General features: G+C 67.4%; 14 protein-coding genes, 1 tRNA gene and 3 pseudogenes. 6 read left to right on the forward strand and 12 right to left on the reverse strand.

Features of this window, described 5'->3' with window-relative positions; all coding sequences use genetic code 11:
- Window positions 1-431: 431 nt before the first annotated feature.
- Window positions 432-1,136 (reverse strand): aminoglycoside phosphotransferase family protein, encoded by a 705-nt coding sequence (locus CG740_RS20190; protein ID WP_199846519.1) that lies wholly within the window; start codon window positions 1,134-1,136, stop codon window positions 432-434.
- Window positions 1,137-1,623: 487 nt separating this feature from the next.
- Between CG740_RS20190 and CG740_RS20195 the strand changes: the two genes are divergently transcribed.
- The gene (locus tag CG740_RS20195; protein ID WP_100576583.1) at window positions 1,624-2,268 is read left to right on the forward strand and encodes a fasciclin domain-containing protein; all 645 of its coding nucleotides are present in this window, start codon (window positions 1,624-1,626) and stop codon (window positions 2,266-2,268) included.
- Window positions 2,269-2,444: 176 nt separating this feature from the next.
- On the opposite strand, the gene CG740_RS20200 is transcribed toward CG740_RS20195, so the two are convergent.
- From CG740_RS20200 to CG740_RS20230, 6 genes are all read right to left on the reverse strand, one after another.
- Window positions 2,445-4,076: a molybdopterin-dependent oxidoreductase gene (locus tag CG740_RS20200; protein ID WP_234376387.1), complete on the reverse strand. Its 1,632-nt coding sequence runs from the start codon at window positions 4,074-4,076 to the stop codon at window positions 2,445-2,447.
- A gap of 350 nt (window positions 4,077-4,426) precedes the next feature.
- Window positions 4,427-4,500 (reverse strand) — tRNA-Met (locus CG740_RS20205).
- Between the two features lie 663 nt (window positions 4,501-5,163).
- Window positions 5,164-6,336, reverse strand: a complete 1,173-nt coding sequence (locus tag CG740_RS20215) for an anhydro-N-acetylmuramic acid kinase (RefSeq protein WP_100576585.1) — start codon at window positions 6,334-6,336, stop codon at window positions 5,164-5,166.
- A 3-nt stretch (window positions 6,337-6,339) separates the two neighbouring features.
- Entirely contained in the window at window positions 6,340-7,647 is a 1,308-nt protein-coding gene (locus tag CG740_RS20220; protein WP_100576586.1) for an MFS transporter, read from the reverse strand.
- A 357-nt stretch (window positions 7,648-8,004) separates the two neighbouring features.
- Entirely contained in the window at window positions 8,005-8,511 is a 507-nt protein-coding gene (locus tag CG740_RS20225; RefSeq protein WP_100576587.1) for a hypothetical protein, read from the reverse strand.
- A gap of 174 nt (window positions 8,512-8,685) precedes the next feature.
- Window positions 8,686-8,919: a hypothetical protein gene (locus tag CG740_RS20230; RefSeq protein ID WP_159030358.1), complete on the reverse strand. Its 234-nt coding sequence runs from the start codon at window positions 8,917-8,919 to the stop codon at window positions 8,686-8,688.
- Between the two features lie 197 nt (window positions 8,920-9,116).
- On the opposite strand from CG740_RS20230, the pseudogene CG740_RS20235 reads away from it, so the two are divergent.
- Window positions 9,117-9,937, forward strand: a pseudogene (locus CG740_RS20235) (IS5 family transposase).
- On the opposite strand, the gene CG740_RS20240 reads toward CG740_RS20235, so the two are convergent.
- Together CG740_RS20240 and CG740_RS41930 are read right to left on the reverse strand one after the other, a co-directional pair.
- Window positions 9,927-10,283 (reverse strand): hypothetical protein, encoded by a 357-nt coding sequence (locus tag CG740_RS20240; RefSeq protein ID WP_100576589.1) that lies wholly within the window; start codon window positions 10,281-10,283, stop codon window positions 9,927-9,929. The pseudogene CG740_RS20235 and the gene CG740_RS20240 sit on opposite strands and share 11 nt — an antisense overlap.
- 201 nt (window positions 10,284-10,484) lie before the next feature.
- Window positions 10,485-10,956 (reverse strand): annotated as a pseudogene (locus CG740_RS41930) (transposase); the annotation flags it as partial.
- Window positions 10,957-11,564: 608 nt separating this feature from the next.
- On the opposite strand from CG740_RS41930, the pseudogene CG740_RS20260 reads away from it, so the two are divergent.
- Window positions 11,565-11,807 (forward strand): annotated as a pseudogene (locus CG740_RS20260) (ATP-binding protein); the annotation flags it as partial.
- A gap of 82 nt (window positions 11,808-11,889) precedes the next feature.
- Here CG740_RS20260 and CG740_RS39760 read toward each other — a convergent pair.
- Window positions 11,890-12,384: a hypothetical protein gene (locus CG740_RS39760; protein WP_159030359.1), complete on the reverse strand. Its 495-nt coding sequence runs from the start codon at window positions 12,382-12,384 to the stop codon at window positions 11,890-11,892.
- A gap of 961 nt (window positions 12,385-13,345) precedes the next feature.
- Here CG740_RS39760 and CG740_RS20270 point away from each other — a divergent pair.
- Window positions 13,346-13,795: a hypothetical protein gene (locus CG740_RS20270; RefSeq protein ID WP_100576675.1), complete on the forward strand. Its 450-nt coding sequence runs from the start codon at window positions 13,346-13,348 to the stop codon at window positions 13,793-13,795.
- A 185-nt stretch (window positions 13,796-13,980) separates the two neighbouring features.
- Here CG740_RS20270 and CG740_RS20275 read toward each other — a convergent pair whose 3' ends face one another.
- Complete coding sequence (locus tag CG740_RS20275; protein WP_100576592.1) at window positions 13,981-14,409, reverse strand: DUF6086 family protein; 429 nt, start codon at window positions 14,407-14,409, stop codon at window positions 13,981-13,983.
- A gap of 530 nt (window positions 14,410-14,939) precedes the next feature.
- Here CG740_RS20275 and CG740_RS20280 point away from each other — a divergent pair.
- A complete protein-coding gene (locus CG740_RS20280) occupies window positions 14,940-15,446 on the forward strand; it encodes a hypothetical protein (RefSeq protein ID WP_100576593.1) in 507 nt (168 codons plus the stop codon).
- A 913-nt stretch (window positions 15,447-16,359) separates the two neighbouring features.
- Entirely contained in the window at window positions 16,360-16,851 is a 492-nt protein-coding gene (locus CG740_RS20285; protein WP_100576594.1) for a DUF6924 domain-containing protein, read from the forward strand.
- A gap of 265 nt (window positions 16,852-17,116) precedes the next feature.
- On the opposite strand, the gene CG740_RS20290 is transcribed toward CG740_RS20285, so the two are convergent.
- On the reverse strand, window positions 17,117-17,812 hold the full coding sequence (locus CG740_RS20290; RefSeq protein ID WP_100576595.1) for a pentapeptide repeat-containing protein: 696 nt from the start codon (window positions 17,810-17,812) through the stop codon (window positions 17,117-17,119).
- Window positions 17,813-17,929 lie beyond the last annotated feature (117 nt).

A 17,929-nucleotide genomic window follows, 5' to 3' on the forward strand; every position in this document is an offset into this window, starting at 1 on the left:
GGTGGGCCACCGCCGCTTGCGCTGGGCACGCTGCGGGGCAGCCGTGCGCCGGGCTCGAAACGTCCGCGCACCCGGTGCTCGTAGTTCGACGCCACCAGCACCGACGCGTCGGGGTGCAGAGAACTCAGCAGTTCCCGAGGCACCATCGACGGGTGCACAGGTGCCGGGAACAGACGTCCTCGTTCTCCTCCCACGCATGCGGTGCGGCCGCACTCCCCGGGGTCCTGGTCCGGAGCAACCTGCGCGAACGTCTCCAAGTGCCGCTTCCACAGCGCCACTTGACAGACCTCACCACTTGACAGACCTCAGCGGGGTCCAGACCCTATCGCCGTGCCCACGTGAGCCATACCGGCAGCTCGTTGTCCGCGGCATCGATCAACGTGCCGTCAACATCGAACAGGGCAAACCTGGCCGCACCAGGACTGTCAGGCTCACCGATCACCCGGGTCGGCGGCGCGCAGCGTGGCGAAATCTATGACCGCGGACAGCCGGCCCTCGGCCACGAGCAAGTTGCCGGGCAGCAGATCGCCGTGGATCCACACCGCAGCGCCGCGCCAGGCTTCGGCCGCCAACGACGCTTCCCATGCCGCGAGCACCAGCCCGGTGTCGTATTCGTCCCGGAGCTCGTCCAGCGCTTCGCGGAACAGAGCATCGCGTGGCGCCAATGGAGTGCCGCGACTGAACGGATCGTCCGCCGGCACCGGTGCCCCGGTCGCATCGAGTGCCTGAAGGCTGCCGATGAATCCGGCGAGATCTGCCGCCGCTTGAGCGGGATCGCGTACGAGATCGAGCTGGAACGCCTCCCCGTCCAGCCACCGATACACCCCCCAGCTGAATGGGTACCCCTGGCCGGGAGCCCCGATCGCCACCGGTTCGGGAACGGCCAGCGGCAACTGAGCGGCCAGGCGCGGCAGCCACGTGGTGTCCTGTTCCACCTGACCTGCCGCCCACGGGGTGCGAGGCAGGCGTACGCCCAGATCGGCGCCGAGCCGGAAAGTCACATGGTCCGTACCCGAGGATGCGACGGCTCGGATCGTCAGGTCCGCCCACTGGGGGAACTGTGCAGAGATCAGACGCGCCACCAGGCAGGCGTCGATGTCCACTTCGTCGTCGTGCAGCTTGGCGATCTCGGTCACGACGGGCGAGCCTGCCACTCGTCCAACCCGAGGCTCAACCACTTTTCTTCGGTGTGCGGCGCTCCCCTCCCCGGCGTGGACACACAGCTGCGCGACGTACTCCAAGTCGGCCATTCCCTATGGGTGTTCCTCGTACAGGACGAACTTCGCCAGGCGGTCGACGCATTGCCACCCGCACCGAGAGCTCGGGCAGCTGACTCCGCGGCAGCGCAAGCGCGGCGAGCACGCAACCGGGACTCGACGACCAGAGCCAAATCGGCCCCGTCGAGTCGCTTCCGCACCCGCCCTGTCGTATCGAGCGGGGGGCTTCAGCCAGGGCTTGCGGTGGACAGAACGCCGATGGGCGGGGAGATAATGAGAGTGCGAGTGCGTCGGCTTCTTTCATGGCGCCTGGATGAGGAGCGCCCCCACATGGCGGTCGCGGCCCCCACGTCCTCCGGCTCACGCCATAGCCTCCGGCAGGCGGCTGACTCCCGCGACGGGCAGCATGTGCCCGCCCCTTCCTGCCACTGCCACGAAGGGAAAATCAGTGACCTCCACACGTACACGCCGTGCTGCGACCTGGGCCGCAGCACTCACACTGCCGCTGTCGGTGGCTCTCCTCGCCCCGTCGGCAGCCAGTGCCGCCGACACGGCCACGCAGCCCTTTGGGTCCGGGTGTTCCTCCGTACCCAAGCAGGGCGCGGGCAGTTTCTCCGGCATGGCCAAGGACCCGGTGGCAACCGCCGCGTCCAATAACCCTGCCCTGTCCACGCTGGTGACCGCGGTCAAGAAGGCGGGTCTCGTAGACACCCTCAACAACGCCAAGAACATCACGGTCTTCGCACCGACCAATGCGGCGTTCGCGAAGATCCCGAAGGCCACGCTGGACAAGGTCCTGGCCAACAAGGCGGACCTGACCAAGATCCTCACCTACCACGTCGTCGGTGAGAAGCTCACCCCGGACCAGCTGAAGAACGGCTCGTTCACCACCCTGGAGAAGAGCAAGGTCACCACCTCGGCATCGGGAACCACGTACAAGGTCAACAAGACCGCCACCGTGGTCTGCGGCAACGTGCCCACCGCCAACGCGACCGTCTACATCATCGACAGCGTCCTCATGCCTTCCGACATGATGGGCACCATGAAGTAGGCCCTCAGCCGGCCCCTGTCCCCGCAGGCCGCGCCCATTCGCCGCAAGTCCGGGCGGAAGAAGCGCGCTCTGGCCGCCCGACGCGGTCTGCGGGGCGCAGCCGCGTTCAACCAACCTGTGAAGTGGGCTGGAGCCGATTCGTCGAGGCGTTCTCCCACTGGACTCCTGCTGGACTCCTACTGGACGGTGACGACGACGGAGTGCCATCCGCTGGCGCCGTCGGGAATGGTGGGCGTGCGCTGCTCGGTCTGAACGGTGCCCGTGCGGTCGGTGGCGCGGACGGTGAGGGTGTGGCTGCCGGAAGTGGCGGCTTTCCAGGGGAAGGACCACTGGCGCCAGGTATCGGTGGAGTCCTGCGCGGCCAGGTCGGCCCGCTGCCACGGTCCGTCGTCGACACGGATTTCGACCCGGTCGATGCCACGATGCTGGGCCCAGGCGACACCGGCGACCATCACCGTGCCCTGCGCGGGACGGGCGAAAGGCTTGGGGGTGTCGATCCGCGACTCCGTCTTGATCGGGCCGCGGCGTGCCCAACTGCGTTTCACCCAGTATGAGTCGTAGGCATCGAACGTCGTCAGCTCGATGTCTTCGATCCACTTGCACGCCGATACGTAGCCGAAGAGGCCCGGGACGAGCATGCGAACGGGAAAGCCGTGCTCGAAGGGCAGAGGCTGGCCGTTCATACCGACCGCCAGCATGGCGTCACGGCCGTCCATGACGTCGTCGACCGGGCTGCCGATCGTCATCCCGTCCACCGACCTTGCCACCAACTGATCGGCCGGCCCGCCCTTCGACGGCGGAACCACGCCGGCCTCGCGCAGCAGGTCAGCGAGCCGTACTCCGATCCATCGGGCGTTACCGACGTAGGGGCCGCCGACCTCGTTGGACACGCAGGCCAGGGTGACGTCCCTTTCGATGAGCTCCCCGGCCCGGCCGTGAATCAGGTCGTCGAAGGTGACCGTGCGCGGCCGTGTCACGCCCTTGCCGTGGATCGTCAGACGCCAGGTGGTCGCATCGACTTTCGGCACCACCAGCGCGGTGTCGACCCGGTAGAAATCGGGGTTCGGAGTGAAGAAAGGGCTGATTCCCGGGATGTGGAGCTCGGCGCCCTTGGGCACCGGGGGGGCCGGAGAAGCCGGGCGCGGCAGGATCACCTTCGCACGAGATGCGACCGCGCTCTGGCCGCTGGAGCCGTTCAGTGCCAGGCCGAGCCAGCCCGCCCCCGTGGACGCCGCCGCGGCCGCGGTCGCCGCCACGACGAAACCACGGCGGTCCCAGCCATCACCCGCCGCGCCAACCGCCGCCGGTGGGCGGCCCGCGTTTTCATCGTCGCCGACGGTGTGGAAGGTCGGACGGTCCGTACGGAGGCGGCCGATCAGCCAGAACAGCAACCCAGCGCCGACCACCGTCCCGACGATCGACGGCAGCGCGTCCGTTCCCCCGGTCGAGTCGGGACGGCTGATCGCCGCGAGCGCCCCCACCACGCCGAAGAGCAGCACGCCGGCAGCGCCGATCCGCCGATGGCGCAGCGCGATGACCCCGAGCAGCATCGCGATCAGGGCGAGGACCACGAGGATGCCCAGTTGGAGGACCAGCTTGTCGTTCGTGCCGAAGTGACGGATCGCCCAGTCCTTGACCGCGGGGGGCGTCCGGTCGATGGCCGCACCTCCTACCGCCACCACCGGGCTCGCCTGGGGGCGTACCGCGGCCGACACCAGCTCCGCCACCGCCAACGCCGCATATCCCGACAGCAGCCCGCTCAACGCGGCCAGGCCCACTCGAATCCAGAGACTCCACAGCTTCGACATAGACCGCATTCGACACTGTGCGCGCCCCGGAAGGACGCAGATGCGTGTCCATGGGAGCCAGGAGCCACACGGATGGCCGCTGGACTCGCGCAGCGCGGCGGAGAGTGTGAAGGGTGGTGGGCCGTGGCGGTCCGCTCGTCAAGGCGCTGGACAACCCGAGCGCCCCCCGTTTCTTGCGCCCCGAGCGGCACGGGCCGGAGAAGGGCGCCGGAAGGTGGCTCGCGAGGAGACGGCTCCGGTGCCGGGCGCGCTCGTATACGCCGAGCCATCCGTGTCGGGTGCTCACCGTGATGGCCGGGGTGCCGACATGCTTACGGCCCCTCGACATCACGTCGAGGGGCCGTAGTGAGTAGCGGGGACAGGATTTGAACCTGCGACCTCTGGGTTATGAGCCCAGCGAGCTACCGAGCTGCTCCACCCCGCGTCGGTGAACACAACCCTACGCCACCGGCGGGACCCGGCCGACCACTTGCTCTGCGATGGCAGGCAGGCAGGCAGGCAGGCAGGCAGGCAGGCAGGCAGGTGACAGTTCCCTGCTGCGTGCGACCCAACACGAAGCCGCCCGCATGACCACCACCGGTCCGTCAGAACGGCATCTTGACCGCGTGATGCCTTCGTCGACGCGCGGCATCCGCGACCTGAACCTGCGCGGAGCGAGCCCTGGCCGGCGAACAGCCGGCGGCTTCGCGGTCGGCGAGAGGGAGTCGTCGGGTCAAGGTCAGCAGGAGTGACCGTGCCGGGCCGGTCACCCACGCATCGGCGTGCCGGGTGCCGGACTTCAACACTGGCCCCTCCCCGCGCCGTTCGACAAACCAGGCACCCGCATCGCCCGCGGTGTCGACAGCCAGTTACTGCAAGGTCTGCCCTGTGCCTCGAATGGCATGGGCGGATACAGGCCGCCGCATTTCCCACGTCGGCCACCTCCGTGGGCAATCTCCTCGACACCGCAAGGCCGCACGGGGCAGACAGGGAGACCGACAAGTCGGCAGACGTTCACGGCGAGACCGGTACGCCGCCGTTCTCTCCACAGCCCACGATGTCGGCCAATGGCATCCCGCTCCGACACACTGAAGCGAAGGCAACGTCCTCAACTGGCTTGCTGGGGCGTCTCCAGCACCAGTCGGGCCGGTGGCCGCGGTGCGGGTGGTGGCAGTCGCAGGCCCTCCCGGCCCGGAGTGATCGAGCCGAGGATGCTCGCATGGCGGGCCCCGGTGCTCCGCGGGTGGGTGGCGGGCAGGCCGTGTGCGGTGAGGAAGCCGAGCACCGCGAAGGCGTACGCCTCCTTCGCATCGGATGGCAGACCCAGTTCGTCGGAGCGGCGCAGCGCCAGGTTCGGAAGCCGTGCGGCGAGCATCGCCATCAGCACGGGGTTGCGGGTGCCGCCGCCCGAGACGATCACCTCGGACGCGCCGACTGCGACAACGGCGTCCGCGACCGTTCGTGCCGTGAGCGCGGTGAGGGTGGCGATCACATCCTCGGCGGCCAGCGGGCCCAGACCGGCCACCGCATGATGCAGATACCCGGAGTGGAACAGTTCCTTGCCGGTGGTCTTGGGCGCGGGCAACGCGTAGTAGGGCTCGCCGAGCAGACGCCGCAGCAGCGTTTCGTGGACGGTGCCGCGAGCGGCCAGGCCCCCGTCCGCGTCATACGCGAGCCGACCGCCGCTGGATTCCCGGGCCGCCGCGTCGATCAGCGCGCATCCGGGCCCGATGTCGAAGGCCGTGCCGTCCGGGGCGGTGAGGTTGGCGATGCCACCGAGGTTCAGCGCGACGGGGCACCCCGGCCGGCCGCGCAGCCACAGCAGGTCGACCAGGCTCACCAGAGGTGCGCCCTGTCCCCCGGCGGCGATGTCGCGCGGCCGGAAGTCGGCGACCACGGGCAGTCCGGTCGCCTCGGCGATCCACGCGGGCTGCCCCAGTTGCAGCGTGCCGTGCACCTGCCCCTCGGCGACCCAGTGATAGCAGGTCTGACCGTGCGACGCGACCAACTCGGCTTGCCCGTGGCACAGTTCGCGGTCGGCGCGGACGGCCGCCGCGGCGAACGCCTGACCGATCCGGGTGTCGAGCCGGCACACCTCGGCGAGATGGGTGGCCGCCGGGGGCAAGGCCGCCGCCAGCGCCTCCCGCAGCCCGTCGTCGTAGTCCTCGCTCACGAGTCCCAGCGGAGTCAGGGCGAGACTGTCTCCGACGAGGCTCAGGTCGGCCGCGGCCGCGTCGATCGCATCGTACGACGTGCCGGACATCAGGCCGATCACCCGCATGACTCAACTCCCTTTCCGATAAGGGACCTTGGCGAGCGCGAGGACGCTCACCGCGCAGGTCGCCGCCGCGTAGTACCCGGGGATGTCGATGTTCCCGGTGCGCTTGACGGTTTCCGTGATGATGAGACCCGCGCACCCCGAGAACACGGCATTGGACAGGGCGTAGGCGAGTCCGAGGCCGGTGTAACGCACGCTGGTGGGGAACATCTCGGCGAGCATCGCCGGCCCCGGGCCCGCCATCAGACCGACCACCCCGCCCGCGGCACACACGGCCACACCCTTGGCAGCGTTCGACGTTCCGTTGTCCTGAAGGAGGTTGAGCAGCGGCACCGCCAGGGCGACCACGAGCGCCGCGCCGGCCAGCATCACCGGCCGCCGCCCGATCCGGTCGCTGAGCAGCCCCGCCGGAATGATCGTGGCCGCGAAGCCGAGGTTGGCCAGGACCGTGGCCAGCAGCGCCTGCCGGAAGCTCGCGTCCAGCGCGCTCTGCAGGTAGGAGGGGAGCACCACCAGGAGGGTGTAGCCGGCCGCGGCCCAGCCCATGACACGTCCGGCACCGAGGGCGACAGCCCACGCCACCTCACCCGCGGCAGGCCGCGCAGGCTCCCCTTCCCGTCCCTCTTCCCGCTCTGCCGCGAAGGCCGGCGTCTCGTCCAGCCTGAGCCGGAGCCACAGCGCCCCCAACCCCATCGGCAGCGTCAGCAAGAACGGCAACCGCCAGCCCCAGTCGCCCAGTTGCTCCTCGCTGAGCAGGGTGGCGAGCAGTCCCGCCGCGCCCGCGCCACCCAGTAGTCCCAGCGCCACGGTGAACGACTGCCAAGATCCGTACAGCCCGCGGCGCCCCGGGGGAGCGAACTCGGTCATCACCGAGACCGCTCCCCCGAACTCCCCTCCTGCGGACAGTCCCTGAAGCACCCTCAGAAGGGTGAGCAGCCAGGGCGCGAGGGCGCCGACGGTGGCGTACGTCGGCAGTGCGCCGATCGCCGTCGTGGCGCCCGTCATCAGTGCGATCACCACGATCAGCACGGGACGCCTGCCGATACGGTCGCCGAGCCGGCCGAACACGGCCGCCCCCACGGGCCGGAAGAAGAACGCCAGCGCGAACGACGCGTACGTCTTCACCAGCGCCTCCGCCTCGCCGCCGCCCTCCGGAGTGAAGAAGCGCGCGGCGATGATCGTCGCGAAGTAGCCGTAGACACCGAATTCGTACCACTCGATGAAGTTGCCGACGGAGCCCGCGACCAGCGCTCGACGCGACTGCCCGGCCTGGAGGGGGCGGCGCAGGCCGGGCCCGTGTGCCGGAGCAGTCATGGAGAATCCTTCCTGGAGGACCGGGGAACCCTCGTGGCGGGCGACCCCGCCGAGCCCGCAGACCGGCAGATCGGCGAGACGGGCAGATGGATAACGAGCCTCACACCAGAGGGTGTTGACCGCCAATAGCTTTCACGCCGATCGGCCGCGAAACAGCCGACCGGCCCGCCGGCGCGACGACACCGCCCCCGGGAGTACGGGGTAGCCAGAGGTCCCCCGAGCCGGACGCCCGCGCCGGTTAGACGCAGGTCCCTGCCGGCGCGCACATTTCCGTCGTGGGTGGCGTGGGTGGATCACTCACCGCCTCACACTGCCGTGAAGCTCCGTGCCGTCGAAGGCCACGTCAACCTGGTGCCTTCACGGACCCGTCACGCTCTGCTGGAGTCGCTCCGCGGCCTGAGCAGGGGTGTCGTAGTAGCCAGGCCGTGCCAGCAGAACCGAGCTGAAGTGGTAGCCCTGCTCCTCCTCGGGCTCGTCGTCGGCCGCGAACGGACGCCAGAAGCTCAGCAACAAATCTGGGGCGATGAAGGAGGCAGCGTCGTCAGGATCCTCCTCGATCGAGGTGAACTCGCCCATGCGCCGGACAACCTCGCGGGCCGGAAGCGCGAACACATCCACACCCTGAAACAACACCCGGTCCGTCTGGGACAACGGCCTTCCCAGTTCGACGGCTTCCAGCATGTCTCGCATGCAGTGGATGCTGATCATCAGCCCACTGGGACGGAAGACGTGCTGCCCCGCACGATCAGATTCAGAGATCGCAGAGAGATCGCGGAGTGAGTCCAGCGCCGTGTTGGCCACGTGCCGAGCCATACCGATCCGCAACGGGCCAATGCCCGTCGGCGGGGCAAGGTTGAAGTCCATGCGGGCATGATCCCAAACTGGTCTGTCAACGAGTAACGAAGGGCCATCAAATCCCCGCAGGACGCCGCACAGGGCAGGGGTGATGGTGCGCAGCTGGTAGCGGAAGGACCCGCCAACGGGGAAGCGGGCGATCGCGAAGGCACTGGCGGGACTGGTGTCGCCCCTGGTGGTGAGCTACTTACCGATCATGCCGGAGGCAGGGTGGCCGTCTGTGGTCGACAGTGCGGTGCGGCCGTTGAGCTGGGTCGCCGCGGAGGCTGCGGGGCGGGCACCCCGGCCATTGACGCGGACGTGCATGGCCTGCTGAACTCTGCGCGGCACACCGGAGACGGTGACGTCGACGGTGGCCCGGTTGCCGCACAGAGTCACATGGGCCCTGCCGGAGCCGGCGACGCGGTTGGTCGGCACCGGGGTGAACTGTGCCTGCACACTGGTCGGTTCCGAGCCTCGGTTCGTTCCGCGGATTGGCCGTGTATGCGCGAAGGACGGGACCTTGGCAAGGGTTCAACAGGCTCCATGCGCCGGCCGAGCGGCGGGCCGACTACACGGCGCATGCAGCTACTAAGACGTCGTTTCTTATGGCGTGATCGTTCGTTGATCCGTGCATGACGGATCTGGTGGAGCGACTGGTTCCGGACGAGTTGTGGGTGCTGTTCCGGCGGGTGGTGCCACCGACTGAGGCGATGCGTCCGCAGGGCGGTGGCCGACGCCGGGCAGGTGACCGTGAAGCCCTGGCGGCGATCATCTTCGTGGCGACGTCGGGCTGCACCTGGCGGCAACTGCCTCCGGTGTTCGGCCCGGCCTGACAAACGGTCCACCGCCGGTTCGCTCAGTGGAGCCGGGACCGGGTCTGGGCAAGGCTCTACCGCGTGATCCTTGACGAGCTCGGAGCGCGGGGCGAGCTGGACTGGTCGCGGTGCGCGATCGACTCGGTCAGTCTGCGGGCTGCAAAAGGGGGCCGCTGACGGGACCGAATCCGACCGACCGCGGCAAGTTGGGATCGAAGATCCACCTGATCACCGACCGGAACGGACTGCCGCTGTCCCTGGGCATCTCCGGCGCGAACATGCACGACAGTCTGGGCCTGGAGCCGCTTATGCGCGGCATCCCACCGATCCGGTCCCGCCGTGGTCCCCGGCGTCGGCGGCCGACGAAGCTGCATGCGGACAAGGGCTATGACTACGACCACCTGCGCCGATGGCTTCGCGAGCGCGGTATCCGCCATCGCATTGCCCGCAAGGGTGTCGAGACCTCGCAGCGGCTGGGCCGGCATCGGTGGGTGGTCGAGAGAACCGTGTCCTGGCTGGCCGGTTGTCGAAGACTCCACCGACGCTATGAACGGAAGGCCGAGCACTTCCTCGCCTTCGTCGGCATAGCCGCAGCCCTCATCGGCTACCGCCGCTTGGCCAGCCTTCTCACGGCCTGAGCCGGTTCTGCTGTACATCGAAGCAGATCAGGCCCATGGACTCCGCTACGGCCGCCGCATACGGCGACGCCTCCTCAGCCATGCTCCACCGCACGGGGAAGTAAATCAACGGACCGCTGGCCTCGCCGATCAGCGGCCCGGTTGACCAGGGGGAGGTGTCCTCCTCGTCCTCGGTGAGGTCGCACCACCGCTCAAGCAGCGCGGCCACGTAGGCCGCGATGCGCTCGGAAGGAGGCTCTTCTACCTCGCTGTCGATGTAGCGGTCGTACAGGTCGTCGAAGTCCCGGCCGGCGGTCTTGTCATCCGCCGGCCTCTCGCCTTCCCAGACAGCAAGGTCGTAGCTCATGCCAGGAGGCTCTCATCCCGCTCTGACAGCCATAAGAAACGACGTCCAAGCAGCTGGGGCGACCGGCAGTCCTCTACCGAGGACACCGACTGCCATACTCGCTCCACAAGCAAGGGCCGGATCTCCCAGGTCGCCTCCAGCTCAGGCCGATCCGACGGCACTCTGGTGATCGCAGGCGACGGCGAGGACGTAGCCGAGCTATCGGTGCTCCAACTCGGCCCGCAGGTGCGGGTTGCTCCCATAGACCTCGTCGCCGACCACCATCCAGGACCCGAGGACGCCGGCGTCCAAGGCGCGGGCGATCATGCGGGCGGCGCGTGCGGATCTCGTGGCGAAGCGTACGGCCCCGGGTATTCCGGAGGCCTGGCAACGGGCCGCGTCCCGTTCCCCGCCGATCGCCGCCTGCTCCCGTGATGTGGAGTAGGCGAGGTAGACAGCGACCTGGCTGTTCTTGATGCATCCGGCGGTGCCAGTGTATTTGCGCTGACCCCGACCGTGGCGGTGCCTTTCTTGAGATCGTCGGTCTCATTGACGATCAACACCGCGTCTTCGTCCTGCAGTTGCTCGCTGAGGAAGTCGCGGAGACCATCGCGGACTGCATCGGCATCCCACCTGGACCTGGAAGCAGATGCTGCAAGCCGTCCGGGGTCCCGTCCCCGGCGTGCTGTGCGAGCCCGTCGCCTATCGCCAGTTCCTCACACACATCGGCGGCTCGGTCGCGGCGCCGTTCTACGGCCTCCTGCCGGTGGGTCAATGTTCCCTGCTGGTCATGAATCCGCTCGAAGAGCCAGGAACACCCCGAGGCTTCGACGACGCAGGACCCGGAAATCACAAACGACCTCTTTCTCAACGTTATCGAGATGGGCTGCACCGACGTATGTCTCATCCCAGTGACCGGTCTCCTCACCGGTCGCATCCTGATTGGCGACAGCGACGGGTTTGGGCCCCAACGTCTCCTCCTCCACCGACTTCCTCGACTGGTACGAACGCTGGCTCAACCCCAAGAGCGCCGGACGCGACAACCGGGACTTCGAACTCACTTCACCTCGACTCCGTGCCCATCCAGACCGTCATCGCATGGCCCCGAAAATCTGACCCTCCGTAACCAATCCACGGAACGTTCGCCAGAACCCGAGTCGTGACAGCGGTTGTACATGAGTTTGGGAGGCGCCAGCTTCCACGGTCGAGTGATATTCACGAGTTCTGAAGGCAATGGTGCGCTTGCCAGGTCAGCATCGGCTTGTTTCTGGTGAAGGCTCCTGGTCGTGCATCGCATGACGCTCCATGCAGGGCAACCGAGTTCGCTACACGCTGGCCACGAAGTTGGTGACCGAGCTGGCCGACGCCGCCGACGAGAAGCAGGTCACTAAGACCGTCGCCCGCTACGGACGCATCGATCCTTTATCCATCGATGAACTCGGCTACATGGAACTCAACCGCCGCAGCGCGGAGTTGCTGTTCCAGGTTCTGACCGAGCGCGAGGAGAAGATCAGCGTCGCCATCGCCTCGAACGAGGCGTTCGGCAGAGCGCACTTGTTCCGGCGAACCCGTGCAACGGGGTGCCGAAACTTCACGGGTCGGGGAGAGCATCTCAGGCTTTGCGCTGCTACATGGGGCTGTAGGTCTGGTTGCAGTGATCGACGACTTCGCGGACGTCGGGGTTGGCATGGTTCCCGGCCTGCTGGACTAGTCGCTTCAGGAGAGGCCAGGCCTCGCAGCGGACCGCCAGGCTGGCCAGGTTCGGATAGTCGTCGTCCTCGGCCGCTGCGAGCTGGTCCAGGAAGAGCGGTTCCAGTAGCGGTATGCGCTGATCGCTCGGGATGCCGGCGATGACCTCGCGGGCGGGGCCGGCCCATCGCTCGGATTTGACGGCCCAGCGGAACAACTCGGGCAGCAGCGGGATGACGTCGTAGTGGAAGGCGTTGAGATAGTCGAAGGCGGTGCCCTGCTGCCAGGCCCCCCTCTCCGGAGCGAGGGCAGCTCGGAGTACGGCTTGCCGGTCACTCGCCTGCTGATAGAAGTCGGCCTGCCGGCGGTGCAGTTCGCGCTTGGCCTCCACGAACGAGTCCCACAGTTCCTGGTCGGGCGGCTTGGTGCTCACGAGTTCTCCAGTCGTCGAGGTGTGCCCCGTTCGGGCAGGCGTCCGGGATCGATGTGGTCGGCGAGGTAGATCATGACGCCTTCGGGATCCATACCGAAGGCCGCGGCGACGATTTTCGGGTCGAGGATGTTGACCAGGTCGGCGAGGCGGGTACCGCGGAAGGTCCGGGGAGGGACACCCCACAGTGGTCCAGGACATCACTGAGGTAGGCCGTCGATGCAGGCTGCTGCCCGATCTTGATAACCCTGGTGACCATGATGTGCGGGTTGCTGGTGCCCTAAGAGTCGCGGTGGGCCACGCAGCGCTGGAGCGCGGACCAGCCGATTGGGTCGAGTGGGGCTGGATGCGGCGGTTTGCCCAGCCGGACCGTTCGGGTGGCAGGTCGAGGTCTGCCGGCCCAGATGGGTGGACGAAACCTTCACCGATCCCCGGCCCTGCGCGGCCATCGTCGATCGTCTGGCCAGCGCTCGCGCACGCACCGAACAGGTTCAAGCCGGCTGACGAGACCCGGCTGCAGAGGCTGCCGCCTGCTGCCAATCGAGCTTCTCCAAGGCACGGCCGCGGAGAAGCTCGTACTCCTAGCGGAGCCTGCGCCACTCGGGCACGGGCGGGCGGGGAATCACGATTTAGTCCAGCGCGACCGGTATCCGGGCAAGCACGTCTCGGCACCCCAACTACTGCCAACAGCGCGTTCGATGTCGGTGAGAAGCAACGGTGTCATGCCGATGATCCTGCCAGCAGGCACTGACACCAGACGGGCGCCAGCGAACACGGCTACTTGGCTACGTAAGTGAGAGCGAAGAACACATGTGGGCGGGTTGGGCGGACATTCTGGCCTCGGCGGTGGGCGAGATGTAGGCGAGTTCTGGAACGCCCTCCGGGTAGGCTCGCGATCGATGGGCTCCGTGAGGTGGACTGAGGGCGCTCGGCGTCGCCGGCGTCCACAGAAAGGGGGCACGTGGTGGGGACGATCCTCAAGGGCATGGGCCGCGTTCGGTGGCACGAGCTGACGCACGCGTATGGATCAGCGGAAGAGGTTCCGGGCCGGCTGTCACGGGTGGCGTGGGGCGATGCACTGACCAGCGCTTCAGCGTTGAGTGATCTTAGCCTGTGGCTTGGTGAGCTGTCCGTCTTCGACGCTACTGCCGAGGCGGTTCCGTTCCTGTGGGATCTCGCGGTGACTGACGCTGTCGTCGGCCGCTCCGGTGTGATCCAGCTGCTCATGACGGTCCTCGCACAGGCCAATCCTCCTCGGCTCGACGTCCAATACGCGGCCCACCAGGCCGTACTCGACGGCAGGGGCCTGGCAGACAGGCTGGCCGATGACGGAGATCCCGCCGTGCAGGCAGCGGCTCAGGACTTGATGGCCGCGATCGACAACCACGCATGTGCGGCCTGCCGTCCCGTCTGACCGCAGGCCCGTCGTTGCTGACTCGGCGACCGTCGACCGCACCGTGGAAGGCCGTGCCAGCGTTGTGCGTCAAGGAGAAAGCGCTCGCGCGCGCCGCCCCGGTCAGCGCGAAGCGGGGTCGCTACCGCCCTGGTGACACGATCCTCGCGTTTCTCGACGGCCTGTGGCTATGCCGACGCGCCTTCTCAGCGCACCATCGCGAGATCCAGCTGCCGAGCCTGCTCTCGAACCCGTACCGCCCAATCGACACCGGAACCAGCCCTCGCCGGAGCCACCTGGACATCGTGCAGGCCAGCCTGGGCAGGATCTGGCTGGCCTGGCCAGCACACCTCGACACCCGCCCGTTCGGCCAGCACCACCATCGTCGCGATGAATCCGTCAGACAGCGCCTCCAGAACGGCATGATTTGAACCGGCCCGCCAAGCGAGCAGGGCGCGGACAAACGTTGCCAGAGAATCCGGAGCTACTTCGGCCTCATCCTCTTCCATCGGGCCGATTCCCGACGACAACCCGAGCACCTCTGCAAAGACCGCCGTCTGCCCTAGGAAGACCGCCGACACACCGTTCGACGGATTCCACAGGGTCACGTCCCCCAGCGAGAAGTACTGACTCATCAAACACCTCTCCGCCGGTCAAGTTGCCACAACGCGAGCAATCCTAGGGCCCAGCCGACATCAGATCGACCTTGAACTTGGGCAGCACCCGGGCCCCCTCGTCGTGCAGAGCACAACCATGGTCCCGAAGCAGTACCGAGGTGTTCTCGAAACTCAGCGACAACATCCAGGAGGCTGCGGCCCAGGGCCAGGGTGTACCGAGTCACGCCGGGAACCGGCGGCAGCTGGAAGACGGCTTCGTCCGGAACGTGCACGATCGCCTCGTCCGCCGGGGTCCTCGTCATGCGTGGCCGTGCACCAGCGAAGAAAACCGCTGCCGGTTACCTAGCCCTTCCACTGCCCTCAGCCCTGTCCGGTAATTCCCACGCCTACCTCCCCAATGGGCCGGTACGGACCTCATCAGGAGGTCTGTCTGTCGGCGATGGCGCACCAGCCATGCCTGTCGACAAACGGTCAGGCTCGCCTGAGAACCCTTTAGCTTGAGATTTATCCCGTAGGGGCCGTAGGCGCTCTGCCCGCATAGTGATCTGATGAGTTCGATCTCCAGACACCGCCGGTTCCGGGACCCAGGCAGCACGAAGTACGACTTCCTTGCGTCGGTCCTCGTGTGCTGTCCCGGCTGCGAGAAGATCGCTCACGTCGCGCCAGGACCGGCCCCGGCTGGGGTGCACCATCCAGACCTCTTTGCAGCACGGCGTCTCGTCTGCCGGAACTGCGGAGCGGCGAAGGAACGGAGCCGTGGAGGTGTGACCCTGCACCGGGACCGGAACGCGCCGGCTACAGACCCGTACTTCGGCGTCCGTCTGTGGCTACAGACCGAGACCCGGCACGGGTGGGTGTGGGCCTACAACCTGGAACACCTGGACCTGATCGGGCGATTCGTGCAGGCGCCGCTGCGTGAAGGCATTCCCTGGCACGACCACGGCCGAAAGATGACGGTGGTGGCGCGCCTGCCCGCGTGGATGAAGCAGGCCAAGAATCGCGACGAGGTGCTGCGGGCCATTACCCGCATCCATGCCTCACTGCTCCCCTCCTGATCCGGGATGATTGAGCTTGTCCCTACGGGGTGATGCGTCCGGGCTTGGTGCCCCTCTTGTAATGGCTGGGGCGCGAGTGCGGTTCGCCGGTTTTGAGGACTAGCCCAATGTCCTGGACGGGGCCCTTCTCTGTTTCTGTTGGTTTTTCACGCCGGGCCGGCGGATGGGGCCGACCGTGGTGGGCTTGGGTGCACGAGCTGGCAGGGGCACTTCATGCGGGTTCCTGCCCCCGTCTCGCCCCGGCGGGATGGAGCTTGTTGGTAGAGCCCGCCGTTCCCAGAGGTGGCGGAGGTCGGGTAACCATGTGCCTGACAAGGCCGAGTTGGGCGGCCGCGGCGACGATCAGTCAGATTCATCGTTCTGCGGCCCCGGGATCGCGGAGATTCGGGCGGGTCCAGCCGAGTATCTGCTCGATCAGTCTGGAGGTGCGCTCCAGATCGAATCTCCTCAAGAACGCAGGCCGGAGCAAGTCGTATCCGTCTCGCTCGCGCCGGTGCCCGACCACCACAGCCAGACCGGCTCGGGTTCCGCACTATGCACTATGGGGCAGACGATCAGCATTGAGCCGGATCACGGTGCCTCGATAATCGGAAGCGCGTCCGGGTGCGTCAGCCAGGCCGCCTAACGGGCACAGGATCGGGTGAAGGCCGCCCGCATGTCCGCTGCACTGCGAGAGGCCGCTCAGCTTTGCCTGCCCGCACGGCGATGGACCCATCTCGGCCCCGGTACCAAGCCGGTGCCGTTCCCGCTCCCCTGCGCACGCGGGGATGGGCGCCTTGACCCTTCCGTTGGCGTCAACCGTCGGCTGCGCGCCGCGTTTGTAGGGATGGGCCGGCGAAGGCTTAGCAGGAGGCGTTGTCGGTGGCTCGTGAGACAGTCAGGCGTTGCCGGGCAGCATTGTGGGAGGGTTCGAGTGAAGGCACTGCCGGAGATTGCGGGGCGGGACGAGTTCGATGCGCTGATCGTCCGGACCGACTATGGCGACGAGGCTGCGTGGCAGGCGGTGATCGCGGAACTGACTCAGCCGTGGGGGGACGACGGCGAGTTTGAGCCCGCTGTTCATTTCGTCGACGATCCTGTCTGGGCCGATCGCACGCCGGATGAGGTCCTCGCCGAGGCGAGGCGGGACGAAAACCTAATGGTGGTGTTTCTCGCCGACCGCGTCACAATGCAGTCTGCCCATCGCGCACTGCTCGTCCTCGATATCACCGAGGACGAAGAGGAAGACCTCGACCCTATGTACTACCAGGAGCTCATCGACTCCCCATCGCTGCCACGGGAGTTCCGGACCGCCCCCGCCGGCGTCCACGACGTGCACGCAAATCTGTCGATCGGCAACATGGACTTCGCGGAGTTCGCAGACGCGGCCTCCGACGATCCCAACCGCATCTTCCGGTCTTTCTGAACCCGCTATTACTGATCCCCTCACCGATACTCGTGGCCGCCGCTCTGCGGAGCCACAGGCACGGAGCCTCTCCTCACACACGCGGGGATGGCCCCCCTGTGCGGAAGATCCCCTCACGGATCAAGACCTGGACGAGCGGATCGGCCACGCGCCAGGGAGTACCCGGTCGGCCCGTGCTCTGCCGACGAAGTCCGTGGCCAACGCGCCGACCCGTAAGCGGAACTCGGACTACTCCTCGGTGGATCGGCGCTCCGCCTCCATCAGGTCAAGCACCATCTCGAAGCACAGCCGGGCAGCACGGCCCCGGCGCCGGCCCAGCGCGGTCCGGCGGAGCGATGACTTCGATCCCTCCGCCCCGCTCATTGATCCGCGTCTGGAGTTCCCGGCCGGCCAACTCCTGGACGTCTTCTCCATTGCGTACGGTGATCGGGCCGAACACCGTGCCGGACAGGCCTCGCACCACGGTGGCGTCGTCCACCGTGACCCTGGAGCTGTTGTGCACCAGGGTCACGTCGGTGAGGTCTGCGCCGCTCAGATCGACGTGGAAGAGCGAGGCGCCCATGATCCGCGTTCCCCTGAAGCTCGCTCCGGACGCGTCGACCCCGTGCAGGGATGCCTTGACCATGTCGGCTCCGTCGAGGCGCGCGGAACGGAGCACGGCCTCATTGAGGTTGGCCCTCACCAGGTCGGCGCCGGTGAGGTCCACGCTGGTGAGGTCGGCCGACTGGAGATCGGCGCGGTAGAGGACAGCCTCCACCAGCCGCACATCCGTCAGGTTGGCCCGGGTGAACCACGAGCTGGTGAAGTCGCCGCCGGACAGATCCGCGCCCCGGAAGTCCTGCTCGATGCCGAAGAGGCAGTAGCCCTCTTCCCCGGTGAGCCATTCCCGCAACTGGCGCGCCACCTCGGAATCGGCCGGTAACTCCTTCGGGTGCCAGTCCTCGCGGGTACCAGATGACATCTTCTCCCCAACCGTGGCTCTCAACAGTGTCCTTGATGCATGCTGTTGGTCGCCGCCCGATCCGCATTACTGATGCCGATGATGACTACACGGTGCGTGGTGCCAATCTGCTCGGAG

The sequence above is a fragment of the Streptomyces sp. CB01201 genome (genome assembly GCF_002803085.1).
In the GTDB taxonomy this organism is placed as follows: Bacteria; Actinomycetota; Actinomycetes; order Streptomycetales; family Streptomycetaceae; genus Streptomyces; species Streptomyces hundungensis.

Coding starts and splice junctions, on each gene's coding strand:
- CG740_RS20215 (WP_100576585.1), bottom strand. CDS start 6,336: ATGCGGGTGATCGGCCTGATGTCCGGCACGTCGTACGATGCGATCGAC.
- CG740_RS20220 (WP_100576586.1), bottom strand. CDS start 7,647: ATGACTGCTCCGGCACACGGGCCCGGCCTGCGCCGCCCCCTCCAGGCC.
- CG740_RS20240 (WP_100576589.1), bottom strand. CDS start 10,283: ATGAGCTACGACCTTGCTGTCTGGGAAGGCGAGAGGCCGGCGGATGAC.
- CG740_RS20290 (WP_100576595.1), bottom strand. CDS start 17,812: ATGTCATCTGGTACCCGCGAGGACTGGCACCCGAAGGAGTTACCGGCC.
- CG740_RS20225 (WP_100576587.1), bottom strand. CDS start 8,511: ATGGACTTCAACCTTGCCCCGCCGACGGGCATTGGCCCGTTGCGGATC.
- CG740_RS20195 (WP_100576583.1), top strand. CDS start 1,624: ATGTGCCCGCCCCTTCCTGCCACTGCCACGAAGGGAAAATCAGTGACC.
- CG740_RS20275 (WP_100576592.1), bottom strand. CDS start 14,409: ATGAGTCAGTACTTCTCGCTGGGGGACGTGACCCTGTGGAATCCGTCG.
- CG740_RS20280 (WP_100576593.1), top strand. CDS start 14,940: ATGAGTTCGATCTCCAGACACCGCCGGTTCCGGGACCCAGGCAGCACG.
- CG740_RS20200 (WP_234376387.1), bottom strand. CDS start 4,076: ATGTCGAAGCTGTGGAGTCTCTGGATTCGAGTGGGCCTGGCCGCGTTG.